Below are 13,160 nucleotides of genomic sequence, written 5' to 3' on the forward strand. Positions count from 1 at the left end.
CATTATAATAATTAAAATAGATATTCCAAGCATTAGTTTTGTATGTAAGCGCATGCAGACACCTCTATTTCTATTATAATAAAAAAACTCCTTATTAAAAGGAGTTTTTGAACTATTTGAAAGATTCATCCTTCGACATTGATAACAACTTCCTTCCCTCTTTTTTTCATCATAAACGGAATGACAAGCCAAAGAGCGGTTATGAGCAAAAAGACGAGTGAGATTGGACGTGTAAAGAAGACTCCATAATCACCATTTGATATCGTTAAGGCCCTTCGTAAATTATTCTCAACCATTGGACCTAAGACAAGCCCAAGTACCAGCGGAGCAATCGGGTAATCATTTTTACTAAAGAAATATCCAAAAACTCCACATCCCAATAGAAGTAACAAATCATTCGTTGAAACCTGAACAGCATAAACACCAAAAATAGAGACAGCAATAATCATCGGAATTAAATATTTCTTTGGAGTTTGGATAATTTTCGCAAACACTTTTACTAGCGGGAGGTTGAGAATTAATAGCATGATGTTACCGATAAACATGCTGGCAATCAATCCCCAAGCTACCTGCGGATGATCTTCAAATAATAATGGGCCTGGCTGGACGTTATACATCATCAGTGCCCCCATTAATATGGCTGTTGTTCCAGAGCCAGGAATCCCTAAAGTTAACAGGGGAATCATCGCACCGCCTGAGGCCGCATTATTAGCCGATTCCGGTGCAGCTACGCCTGCGATAGCTCCCGTTCCAAATTTAGAAGGGTTTTTAGATATTCTTTTCTCAAGTAAGTAGGAAAAGAACGAAGCAAGCGTTGCCCCGGCACCTGGTAAAATACCGACGAAAAAACCTAAGATGGAACCACGGGCAATGGGACCTGCTGATTCCTTAAATTCTTGTTTGGAAGGAAGCAGATTATTAATTCTTGCCATCTCGCCATCTTCCTCATCCTTTTCCAAAATGGTTTTGAATACCTCGCCAAGTGCAAACAATCCAACGGCAATCGTTAAGAATTCAATACCTTGAAACAGCCATGGTATATCAAAGGTAAAACGTGCAATTCCGGAAACAGTGTCGATCCCAATTGTCCCTATTAATAAGCCGCATACAGTCATAATTAAAGCTTTGGTAACTGATTTACCTGCCAGACCGCTGACCGCGCCGAGTCCCAATAACATTAATGAAAAATATTCTGCAGGACCAAATTTAAGTGCAACGTTTGACAATGGTTTCGCCAACGCAATTAAAGCAATTAGTGTAACGATACCAGCCACAAATGAACCTATTGCTGCAATCGATAAGGCACTTCCTGCTCTGCCTTTTTTGGCCATTTGATACCCATCCAGCGTAGTGACAACAGAGGAAGATTCCCCGGGAGTGTTTAAAAGTATGGAAGTTGTTGAACCCCCATACATAGCCCCGTAGTAAACACCAGCTAATAGAATAATAGCACTAGTGGCAGCCTGTTCCGGCGGCAGCCCTCCTGTAATTGAGGCTGTAACTGGAATCAGCAGTGCCACACCGCTCATCGGTCCAATTCCGGGCAGCACACCAACAGCTGTTCCAATTAAGACGCCAACAAAGGCAAAAAGGATATTATACCAAACCAGTGCTGTTCCAAATCCCTGTAATAAATAATCGAGTGTACTCATTGTTTGGACCCCTTTCAATAGTTTCTAAAAATAATTTAAAACCAAATCGGCCAGCCTGGGAGTGTTCCCTTTAAGACATCTACAAATACGAAATAAACAATTCCTGAAAAAGCAGCTGATATAATAATAGAAGAAAGCAGCTTTTTCTTCTCCATCGTTTGAAAGCAAACAACTAGGAAGAGGAAGGTTGTAATCACATAGCCGACCGTTTCCAGCGTTAAAATATAAACCAATGTAGCAATAAATATAATGATGAAAGGCTTGTACTGTAACTCCTCTTTCTTGTTTTCGCTGGTCTGTTTTATGAATGTTTCATAAAATAATCGGATACTAAGTAAAACAAGAAGAATACCGAGAATAAATGGAAAAATATCAGGACCAACCACACTGCCATAAGAAGAACTCGAAATATGCTTGCTGCCAATTATAAATAGGACGCCTACGGTTAAAAACAAAATAGATGCGAAGCGATCAAATTTTATATCCACTTAAGATACCTCCTATAAAAATAGGGAGGAGGTAGTTAACTCCTCCCCTTCTACTTACTTCTGCATCCCTAACGCAGTTAATAATTGTTGGACCTGTTTATCCTGTTCTCCTAAGAACTTTTTGAAGTCAGAGCTGTTTTTATATTCTAATTCCCAGCCTTGTGTTTCTACTTCTTGTTTCCATTCAGGAGATTGAACTAATTTATCGATGGTCTTTTCCCAATAAGTGCTAGCTTCTTTGGACATTTTTTCTGGGCCAAAAATACCGCGCCAAATGGTAAACTCTGCATCAACACCTTGTTCTTTCGCAGTAGGAACATCCTTAAAATCTCCGCCTAATCGTTCAGAGGCTGTTATCGCGAGTACTCGTACCTTTCCTGCTTTTAAGAATTCCTTCACACTTGATGCATCCGTACCAATGACATCAGCATTACCGCCAAGAAGTGCCGTAATTGCTTCGCCGCCGCCATCGTAAGAAACATATTTAATTTTTGTAGGATCCACACCGTATTTATATGCCGGAAGAATTGAAATTAAATGGTCCATGGAACCTGGTGCGGAACCACCTGCAAATGTTAATTTTGAAGGATTCTTCTTAACTTCATCTAACACTGATTGTAAATCCTTGAATTTAGAATCCTTTTTAACCACAATTGCTCCGTAATCTTTTGTCAGCTGGGCGAGAGGTGTCGTATTTTTGTACCCGTATGGACTATTACCTTCTTTTTTTAGATTGTTGATAATAATTGGCGGTGAACTCACAAAGAGCATATCATTATTTTCAGCCTGCTGTGTTGCATATTCGGCCATAAAGACTGCTCCGCCCCCGCCCGGTTTGTTCTCAACCGTCATAGGCTGTTTAACGAGTTTTGTTTCACTTAATACTTTAGTAAAGGAACGGGCTGTCAGATCCCAGCCGCCACCTGCACCAGACGGTGCCACAACAGTGATTGCCTTTGTAGGATAACCGGTATTCTCCTCTTTCTTACCAGAATTCGAGCCTGTTGTTTCTTTACTGCTGCTGCATGCGCCTAAACTTAATGCCAAAGCACCTGCACACATTACTGCTGAGATTTTTTTAAAAGAAAACATTTCACATTCCCCCTTGTAAACGTTTTCTTAATTTTATAAAACTTTCGATTATTTTAAATATTATATATTTAAGTCGCATTAAAAACTTAATCACCATTTTGTTCATAAAGTTCATGAATGATAAATTCACAATTCAAAAAGAGTACCACTAGTTTTTTCTCTAGTGGTACTCTTTTCCAAACTATATCCTATTGTCCCTGTTTTAAGAGATACTTGGATGTATTTTCTAAGATTGCTAAACGGATCAGCTTCACTTTTATATCCTTACTCAGTGAAAGCCATTCAGGTGTATTAATTTTCAATTTATACTCCCCCTTAAGATTATTTTTCAATTTCTTTAGATTAATCCGGATGGGTAATATAACGTTCTCGATACTTATGTTTTTCCCGGCTTTCCAAATACTCTAACATAGTTTTCATTACCATTTTATTTTAAATTTCTACATATTTTTTATCTATCAAAATTGTTTAAGGATAATTTATAACCTACATTTCAATTTTCTTCAGTAATCCCTTTACAGCCTGATGAATTTTTAATGTTAGGAAACCTTACACAAACAATGAAATCCTACTTTTACTAATTTATACTCAACCTATCAACCTAATAAAGGTTCTTCATTATTCAATTGGGGAACAAAATTGCTTTCTAGGGTTCCGTTTAAACATGTTTTTAAAGCCTGGTCCGAGAGAGAGCGTACAGTTCGGCTGTATACACGGAGGGATAAAAGCCCGGGAGAATTTTAAATATAAAATTCTCCCGGGCTTTTTCTTTTTCAGAAAAAGGATGGAAAGGGATGGATGAAAATGAATGAAAACCCAACACTTGTAAAATCACTGACACTGCACCAAGTTGTTTTTATGGGGCTTGCTTGGATGACACCAATGATCTATTTCACTGTTTACGGGGTTGCCTCCCGCGCCGCTGGGGGAATGCTAGCAGCTGCTTATGTAACGGCTTTTATTGCTATCTTCTTTACGGCGTACAGCTATAGTCAAATGGTCAAGGCCTATCCAATCTCAGGATCAGCCTATATTTATACGAAAAAGGCAGTTCATCCGATTGCTGGCTATCTTGTTGGCTGGGCCCTTCTATTAGATTATATATTCTCACCAATCATTGCGATCCTCACTTTTGGGATATTTATGAATACCGAATTCCCTTCTATTCCTGTTTTTGTTTGGATTATCGTGATGAATATTGTCCTTGCCATCGTCAACATTGTTGGCATAAAATCAGCCGCACGTGTGAGCGGTTTATCTGTCCTTTTCCAAATAGCTTTCATTATTCTCTTTTGTATTCTAGTAGCAAAAGATATCATTACCGGGCAGGCAGACTCTAACTCTTTTTTCTCTTTGACACCTTTTATTAACGACCAACTCTCCGTTAGCGGAGTGTTATCAGGCGCTGCACTTATCTGTTTCTGTTTCCTTGGTTTTGATGCTGTTACAACCATGGCTGAAGAGACCATCAAAGCTAAGAAAACGATACCTAAAGCCATTTACCTCATCGTCATCATTGCAGTGGTTATGTATGTTGCTATATCCTATTTATCGCAAATTGCCTTTCCAGATTTCACTTTTACAAATCCGGATAATGCGGCATATAGCCTAGTTCAGCTAGTTGGCGGTAACTTATTAAGCTCAATCTTTATTATGGTACTAATCGTAGCTACCTTTACACAGGGAGTCTCCTCTGTTACAAGTGTCAGCCGCTTCCTTTTTGCTCTTGGACGTGAATCCATTTTGCCCAAAAGATTATTTACGACCATTCATCCAAAATACAAAACACCTGTTTCCAACATCATCTTTGTTTCGGTAATATCGCTTTCCGCTGTGTTTATTAATCTAGATTCAGCAGTTCTATTTGTAAGTTTTGGTGCGTTAACTGCATTTACCTTCGTTAATCTTTCAGTCATCTTCCATTACTACATTAAACAAAAAAGAAGGTCACCAAAAGAAACGTTAATGTATCTAGTTTTCCCACTTATTGGTGCTAGTTTTATCGGCTGGCTCCTAACCTTACTTGATAAAACCACTCTTACGATCGGATTGATTTGGGTAGCGATTGGATTTGTTTACTTAATTATTAAATCAAAATGGAAGGCAGCAAGAACCAGAAAATACCCAATTTCAAAGGTTAATCAAATAGTAGATTAGTAAAAACCATGTTAGAAAATCTAACACAAGAGTTGTTGGATCTAACAAACAAACGATATACTAAAACCATCTTAAATAAAGGTTTCCACAAAGGTTGGAAACAAAAAGCTGTCTAGGGTTCCGTTTAAAGAAAATATCTTTAAAGTCTGGTCCGAGAGATAGCGTACAGTTTCTACTGTATACACGGAAGGATAAAAGCCTGGGAGATTTTACTCTCTCAATGGTTTTTATCCTTTTTTATTTATTCAAAGGAGGAAAATGACATGAACAGCCTATCACCCGTTATTTCAAAAATCATCCCAGCAGGTGGAAAATGGTCAGGGCATATTAGTTGGGGAAAGCAGATCACTTTTACTGCACTTGAGGACAATGCAAATGTTTCCCTTCTTTTATACAACGCTAATGATCCTACTGAACGTTACAATATGCCGGATACATTGAAAGCTCAGCACACTGCCCATCTCACGAAAGGGAATGTCCTTATGAGTGACAATGGCCGGGTACTAGCGAGCATCATTGAAGATTCGGTTGGCTGGCACGATACCATTACGGGTTATACGACTCGATCATTGACCAATCAAAAATATGGAATAACTACTTATCAAAACGAACGAAATGATTATTACCGAAGCGGCGAAGAAAACTTTGCGGTTGAGCTTTTCCGAAATGGCTTGACCTCTAGAGATCTCTCCCCTGTCGTTAATCTGTTTTCTAAAGTTTATTGCGATGATGAGGGTGATCTACATTATGTATCAGAGAACTGCAAAAAAGGTGACACGATCACGCTTCGTACAGAAATGGATGTGATTTTGGTACTATCCAATACCCCAAATCCACTGGACCCAAATCGTTCATACCCATCCGTACCAGTTCAATTCACGATAACTGAAGCTGAACCAATGCCAGAAAATGATACTTGCTTCAACCATCGACCTGAAAACCGACGCGCTTTCGAAAATACATGGGAATACGTTCTATTATCCAAAGGAGGAATCCGCTAATGGCTGTTTTAAATCATGCAATCAGTGAAAGGAAAATGGAAAATAGCTTTTACAACAAAACCATTCCAGCTGGAGAAGGCTGGATTTACACACTCGAACCAGGCCAATCCCTTCGAATCGTTGATTTAGAAGGAAATCAGGCGGCAGATACCCTGTTTTACGACGCTGACCAGCCATCAGATCATTACAGTGCGATCAACACCATTCAGCGTCAAGGAAATGTTTATTTATCAACAGGTTCCGTTCTATTATCCGAATCAGGAAAAGAGCTTGTTAAGATTGTTGCCGATACATGCGGACGTCACGATACACTAGGCGGTGCTTGTTCTGCACAAAGCAACACGGTGAGGTATTCACACGAAACTTTGCCAATGCACAATTGCCGAGATACTTTTATGCTCCAGTTAGCTATACACGACAGCCGCTTTACTAAGCGGGATCTGGCTCCAAATGTCAATTTTTTCATGAACGTCCCCCTTACGCCAGAAGGAGGATTGACTTTTGAAGATGGTGTCTCAGCACCAGGAAAATATGTTGAACTGCAGGCAATCAGCAGAACGCTCGTCTTAATCAGTAATTGCCCGCAGCTTAACAACCCTTGTAATGCTTATAACCCTACCCCTATTCAAGTATTGATTTGGGATAAATAACAACTAAAAGGAGTGCACATCATGTTTAAAAGAATATTAATTGCCAACCGCGGTGCTATTGCCGTACGAATTGAAAGAACATTGCGAAAGATGGGTATTCAATCTGTCGCAGTTTATACGAAAGCAGACCAAGACAGCCTGCATGTGGACCTTGCAGACCAAGCTATTTTGATTGGTGAAGGGGCCGCTAAAGACAGCTACTTAAATGCGGACCTTATTTTGAAGGCCGCTATAGACAATCAGGTAGATGCCATTCACCCCGGCTATGGATTTTTAAGTGAAAATGCTGATTTCGCCCGTGCATGCCGTGAAAAAGGGATTACCTTTATTGGTCCAGCACCTGAACAAATGGAGTTATTTGGATTAAAACACTCTGCACGAGAAATTGCTGTCAATGCGAGTGTCCCCCTCCTTCCAGGCACTTCACTTATCACCGATTTACCTACTGCCTTAACAGAGGCAGAACGGATTGGTTACCCTGTTATGTTAAAAAGTACTGCCGGCGGCGGGGGGATTGGCATGCGAGTTTGCCAGGATTCCCTCTCCCTCGGCGAAGCATTCGATTCTGTCTGCAGACTAGCCGAAGCAAATTTTAATAACGGCGGTGTCTTTTTAGAAAAATACATTCAAAAAGCTCGTCATGTAGAGGTTCAGATTTTTGGAAACGAGTTTGGTGAAGTCGCAGCGCTCGGTGAACGTGATTGCTCAATCCAACGCCGCAATCAAAAAGTTGTTGAAGAAAGCCCGGCTCCCTGCTTCCCTTCTTCTGTAAGAGAAGAAATGCTCGCTTCAGCGAAACGGTTAGCTATGGAAGTAGGATACCGCAGTGCAGGTACGGTCGAATTTTTATATGATCCAGATGAAAAGCGGTTTTACTTTCTCGAAGTAAATACAAGGCTTCAAGTGGAACACGGTGTCACAGAAGAAGTGTTGAATATTGATTTAGTTGAATGGATGGTTCGGGAAGCAGCTGGTGAATTACGCTCATTAGATTCACTGTATACCGCACCTAATGGCCACAGTATCCAAGCTCGTATCTATGCTGAAGACTGCTTAAATGATTTTCGTCCAAGCGGCGGGCAGCTTGACAATGTAAATTTTTCAGACAATGCCCGAATTGAAACATGGGTTCGTGATGGTCTGGTTGTCACTCCCCTTTATGATCCAATGCTTGCGAAAATCATTGTTCACGCAGAATCCCGGGAAGAGGCGATTAAGCAATTAAGATTAGCCCTTGAACAAACTCGCCTTTATGGAGTAACTACTAACCTTCAATATATACAGGCGCTTTTAGAAGAAGAGGATTGCCGATCAGGCAATATCCATACGCAAATGTTAAAGGAATTCTTCCCGGATGAATGTGCGATAGAAGTCCTTGATGGCGGCATTCAGACAACTGTCCAGGATTGGCCTGGCCGTATCGGGCATTGGGATGTAGGCGTTCCGCCTTGCGGACCAATGGACCCGTTCTCTTTTAGAATAGGGAATAAATTACTTGGGAATGAAGATCATGCAGCTGGCTTTGAATTAACACTTCGCGGCGGCTCCTATCGCTTCCGCAGTGATATGAGGATTGCTCTAACAGGTGCTGATATGAGTGCTAAGCTCGATGAGAGTGATGTTCCAATGTATCAGGTTCTTACAGTTAAACGCGGTCAAGTGCTGTCCTTTGGCGAAGCGGCTTCCGGCATGAGAACCTATTTATTAGTAGCAGGCGGATTGGATATGCCGCTTCATCTCGGCAGTGCATCAACATTCACACTCGGTGGATTTGGCGGTCATGGCGGCCGGGCACTTCGCACCGGAGATGTACTACGTGTAAATAAAAGTACGACTCTTGCAGTAAGCGGGCTTCCTGCCGTAAAACAGCCTACTATTGAACGAAACTGGACCATTGGCGTAATCCCTGGTCCACATTGTACCGAGGAATTCTTACTGCCTGACTACCTAGATCAGTTAACAAATACAAGCTGGGAAGTTCATTTTAATAGTTCACGGACCGGTGTCCGCTTAATTGGCCCTGCCCCGCTTTGGGCACGAGAAGATGGCGGAGAAGCAGGTCTCCATCCATCGAATATACACGATAATGCTTATGCGATTGGCACACTGGATTTAACTGGTGATATGCCGATTTTACTTGGACCTGATGGCCCTAGTTTGGGTGGTTTTGTATGTCCTGTCACGACCGCATCAGCTGAATTCTGGAAAATTGGCCAGCTTCATGCGGGCGACCGTATCAAGTTCCAGTTACTTACTCTTGAAGAAGCAGATAAACTTCGTAAGCAGCAGGAACAATTCCTGGAAGCAGTCGGCACAAATGATCAAATAGATTCTGCAGTTCCTTCCTTGTCTGGTGAGGTTAAACAGTTTTCAACAGACTACCCAATTCTTAAAAGAAATACAGATGGTAATTTCCCAATGACCATTCGTGCTGCCGGAGATGAGAACGTGCTAGTCGAATATGGTGAATTAGAGCTTGATCTTCTGCTTCGTTTTCAGGTTCATGCATTAATGGAAGCTATCGAAACGGAAAGAGCAATTCCGGTCTTAGATTTGACACCTGGAATTCGTTCCCTTCAGGTTCATTTTGATTCAACCAAAATGTCGATCTTATCCGTTTGTGAAATGATCGAATCGATCCATGGTAAGCTGCCTCGATTAGAGGAAATGGAAGTACCATCACGTATTGTTCGTCTGCCGCTTTCATGGGACGATCCGGCAACAAGACTTGCGATCGATCGTTACCAACAAAATGTACGTCCGGATGCACCCTGGTGCCCTAGCAATTTAGAATTTATCCGCCGGGTAAATGGACTTAATGATATCGATGATGTAAAGAAAATCGTTTTTGATGCGAATTACATTGTTCTCGGTCTTGGTGATGTTTATCTTGGGGCTCCAGTAGCTACGCCAGTTGATCCCCGTCACCGTTTAGTGACGACTAAATATAATCCTGCCCGTACATGGACACCGGAAAATGCAGTTGGAATTGGCGGCGCCTATATGTGTGTATATGGAATGGAAGGCCCTGGAGGTTATCAATTTGTCGGACGGACTGTCCAAGTTTGGAATCGCCTCCGTGAAACGAGAAGCTTCCAAGCAGACAAACCATGGCTGCTTCGCTTCTTTGACCAAATTCAATTTTATCCGGTCAGTGCAGAAGAACTGCTGGAAATGCGGGAGGACTTTTTACGAGGCCGTTTTGAAGTAGATATTACCGAAACAACGTTTAAGCTTGGTGATTATTTAACTTTCCTCGACTCAATCAAAGATAGCACGGACAGCTTCCGAGAAACCCAGCAAGCCGCATTCCGTGAGGAGCGTGAAAATTGGCGCAAAAACGGACTTGCTGAATTTGTTTCTGAACATGAAGTTGCTGAAGCGGTTGAGGAAGTTTTGCCGGATGGGGCAGAAGGGGTTCGCACCGCCCTTCCGGGAAGCATATGGAAGGTACTTGTCACTCCAGGTGATGAAGTGAAAAAAGGTGACACATTAATAATAGAAGAGAGTATGAAAATGGAATTTCCACAGCTGGCTCCATGTGACGGATATATTCATTCTATACATGTTTCACCTGGCGATGAGGTTCATGCAGGCCAGTTAATTGTCTCTATTAAAAAAGAAATGCGAGGTGCAGCCCATGCAAACGATCAACCTGCCACAAACACTGTCCATTCATGAGTTGAAGAAGAACTACCAATCTAAAAAACTGACGCCTGAAGCTCTTTGCAAAGAAATTGTAACGCGCGCGGAAGCAGATAAAGAGTTTAATATTTGGATTACCCCTCCTTCGATGGAGATCATCCGGCCTTATCTTGAGAGATTAGATCAGATGGACCCAGAGCAAACACCGCTCTGGGGAATCCCTTTCGCCATAAAAGATAATATTGATTTGGCAGATGTTCCTACCACTGCCGGCTGCCCTGACTATTCCTACACGCCCACTGAGCATGCGACAGTAGTGAAGCGTTTGATTGAAGCGGGAGCCATTCCAATTGGCAAAGCAAACCTCGATCAATTTGCAACAGGACTCGTTGGTACACGCAGCCCTTACGGAGAAACGAATAACGCCCTCTCCCCCGGTCTAATCAGCGGCGGCTCAAGTTCTGGTTCTGCCGTTTCCGTTGCCCGTGGTCTCGCCGCGTTTTCTCTGGGCACAGATACCGCAGGATCTGGTCGTATACCAGCAGCATTAAATAGACTTGTAGGCTTAAAGCCAAGTCTTGGGGCTTGGCCGATAAAGGGTCTGGTTCCTGCTTGCGCAAGTCTTGATTGCATTACAGTCTTTGCAAACAGCCTCTCGGATACATTAATGGTAGATGAAGTTGTCCGGGGGTTTGAGGAAAACGATCCTTGGTCTCGTCAGGTAAATCGTCGTACAAAAGCCCTTCCGGAAAAAATTCTTTTATTAAAAGAAGAACCTGAATTTTTCGGACCCTTTGCTGAGGAATATCGGCAAGCATGGGAGTCAGCGGTTGATCAAATAAAACACCTTTCCATTCCGATTGAATACATCGACGGTAGTTATTTATCTGAGGCAGCTTCTATTTTATATGATGGCCCATGGGTGGCGGAGCGCTGGGCGGATTTAGGCGACTTCATAAATTCAAACGTAAAGACCGTTTTTCCTGTAACAGAAACCGTGCTTCGCAATGGAGCGAATCCAGATTACGATGCCGCTTCTGTTTTTAAAGCGATTCACAAACTGCAAGCATTTAAACAAAAAGCACATCAACAACTTAAGAATGCCGTATTAATTATGCCAACATCCGGCGGTACATGGACAAGAGAACAAGTACGAGAAAATCCAATTGAGACCAATAGCAAAATGGGACTTTACACCAATCATTGTAATCTTTTAGACCTGTCTGCGATTGCTGTACCATGTGATGATGCAGCGGAAAATCTCCCGTTTGGAATTACGATGTTCACAAGTAATGTGAATGAACACTTGATTTCTGGTCTATCAGATTTATTTTTTAATGGTGTTCGCTCATCTGTTAATAAAGCTACTACGCTAGTTGCCGTTTGTGGTCTTCACATGAGAGGCTATGCGCTCGAAAAACAAATGAAGGACCATGGCGCTGTATTTGTTCGAGAGGCTAAAACAGCTGGTAAATACAAAATGGTTAAGTTACCCTCTCTTCCTCCAAAACCTGGTTTAATCCGAACAAATGGTTCGGGAGTTTCAATTGAACTGGAGTTATGGGAAATGCCATTATCAGAGCTTGGTTCTTTTGCAACACTAATCCCTTCCCCACTAGGGCTAGGGAAGGTTGAACTCGAAGATGGGACTGAAGTATTGGGATTTGTATGTGAGGCAATCGCTGTGGAAGATGCCGAAGATATTTCGTATACTGGCGGCTGGCGCTATTTATAAAAAAAGTAGTCCATGTGGAGTTTCTACATGGACTTACTTTTAGTCATTCTACTACTTCCACTTCTAACCATTTACGCACACTATTAATAAACCATACCTTTGAGCTTTGCTTTAAATCCGCAATCGTTAAAACTTTCTCACGAATCATCCCTTCCTTTATTAACATCTCCCGGAAGGTACCGGCAAGCAGACCGCTATAGACAGGTGGAGTCCATAATTCTCCGTCTAATTCTAAGACAAGATTACCATTCGTAAATTCTGTTAATTCTTCGCCATTATTCCAAAGTAAGGTATCAAAAACATCCGAAGGTTTGGTTAATTGAAAATCAGTATAGATCGACCGATTGGTTGTTTTGTGATAAAGAAACGTATTATCTTTATCAACCGGTTTACCGGCAAGAATAACCTTTATTGGAGTAGGATGCGCTAATACAGGCTGCGCATCTATTGTTACTTCGCCTTTCTTATTTACTGTGAGCCTTACTTTTAGCTTCCCACTGTTTTGGCTGGCAAATTGGTCCAATTTCGTTTGTAAACACTCAATATCAACTAAAAATCCAAAGTATTGCGCTGATTTTTTTAATCGGTCCAGGTGTTCTTTTAACAAGAAATACTTTCCATACTCCAATAGGAGACTTTCGAGAAGCTCGAACTCCGGTCTATCTTCCTCAAGTAAACTTGCTTTTGCAAGAACCTCGTCATATTCCCCCTCAGAGGTAGAATCCCAGGTGATTCCCCCC

The 13,160-nt window shown here is 41.7% G+C and carries 9 protein-coding genes and 2 riboswitches; of the genes, 5 read left to right on the forward strand and 4 right to left on the reverse strand.

Annotated elements, in window-relative coordinates:
- Positions 1-125: 125 nt before the first annotated feature.
- The 3 genes from V7266_RS13250 to V7266_RS13260 are packed head-to-tail and all read right to left on the reverse strand — an operon-like array spanning position 126 to position 3,232.
- On the reverse strand, positions 126-1,652 hold the full coding sequence (locus V7266_RS13250; RefSeq protein ID WP_335468362.1) for a tripartite tricarboxylate transporter permease: 1,527 nt from the start codon (positions 1,650-1,652) through the stop codon (positions 126-128).
- 35 nt (positions 1,653-1,687) lie between these two features.
- Positions 1,688-2,140, reverse strand: a complete 453-nt coding sequence (locus V7266_RS13255; RefSeq protein ID WP_335468363.1) for a tripartite tricarboxylate transporter TctB family protein — start codon at positions 2,138-2,140, stop codon at positions 1,688-1,690.
- Positions 2,141-2,194: 54 nt separating this feature from the next.
- Positions 2,195-3,232, reverse strand: a complete 1,038-nt coding sequence (locus V7266_RS13260) for a Bug family tripartite tricarboxylate transporter substrate binding protein (RefSeq protein ID WP_335468364.1) — start codon at positions 3,230-3,232, stop codon at positions 2,195-2,197.
- Between the two features lie 635 nt (positions 3,233-3,867).
- Positions 3,868-3,970, forward strand: a riboswitch (guanidine-I (ykkC/yxkD leader).
- A gap of 66 nt (positions 3,971-4,036) precedes the next feature.
- Between V7266_RS13260 and V7266_RS13265 the strand changes: the two genes are divergently transcribed.
- The 5 genes from V7266_RS13265 to atzF all read left to right on the forward strand — a co-directional run bounded on the left by V7266_RS13265 (position 4,037) and on the right by atzF (position 12,420).
- Entirely contained in the window at positions 4,037-5,389 is a 1,353-nt protein-coding gene (locus V7266_RS13265; RefSeq protein ID WP_335468365.1) for an APC family permease, read from the forward strand.
- Positions 5,390-5,490: 101 nt separating this feature from the next.
- A riboswitch (guanidine-I (ykkC/yxkD leader) is annotated at positions 5,491-5,597 on the forward strand.
- Positions 5,598-5,652: 55 nt separating this feature from the next.
- Positions 5,653-6,390 carry an urea amidolyase associated protein UAAP1 gene (locus V7266_RS13270; protein WP_335468366.1) on the forward strand — a complete coding sequence of 246 codons (738 nt, stop codon included), beginning with the start codon at positions 5,653-5,655 and terminating at the stop codon, positions 6,388-6,390.
- Positions 6,390-7,040, forward strand: a complete 651-nt coding sequence (locus tag V7266_RS13275; RefSeq protein ID WP_335468367.1) for an urea amidolyase associated protein UAAP2 — start codon at positions 6,390-6,392, stop codon at positions 7,038-7,040. Before V7266_RS13270 ends, V7266_RS13275 begins: the two co-directional genes overlap by 1 nt.
- A 21-nt stretch (positions 7,041-7,061) precedes the next feature.
- Complete coding sequence (gene uca, locus V7266_RS13280; RefSeq protein WP_335468368.1) at positions 7,062-10,721, forward strand: urea carboxylase; 3,660 nt, start codon at positions 7,062-7,064, stop codon at positions 10,719-10,721.
- Positions 10,681-12,420, forward strand: a complete 1,740-nt coding sequence (gene atzF, locus V7266_RS13285) for an allophanate hydrolase (protein ID WP_335468369.1) — start codon at positions 10,681-10,683, stop codon at positions 12,418-12,420. The genes uca and atzF overlap by 41 nt, the downstream gene beginning before the upstream one ends.
- 43 nt (positions 12,421-12,463) lie before the next feature.
- Here the strand turns inward: atzF and V7266_RS13290 are convergent.
- A partial coding sequence (locus V7266_RS13290; protein WP_335468370.1) for an aminotransferase class IV occupies positions 12,464-13,160 on the reverse strand: 697 nt, incomplete at its 5' end.

The sequence above is a fragment of the Neobacillus drentensis genome (assembly GCF_036965645.1).
Taxonomy (GTDB): Bacteria; Bacillota; Bacilli; order Bacillales; family Cytobacillaceae; genus Neobacillus; species Neobacillus drentensis_D.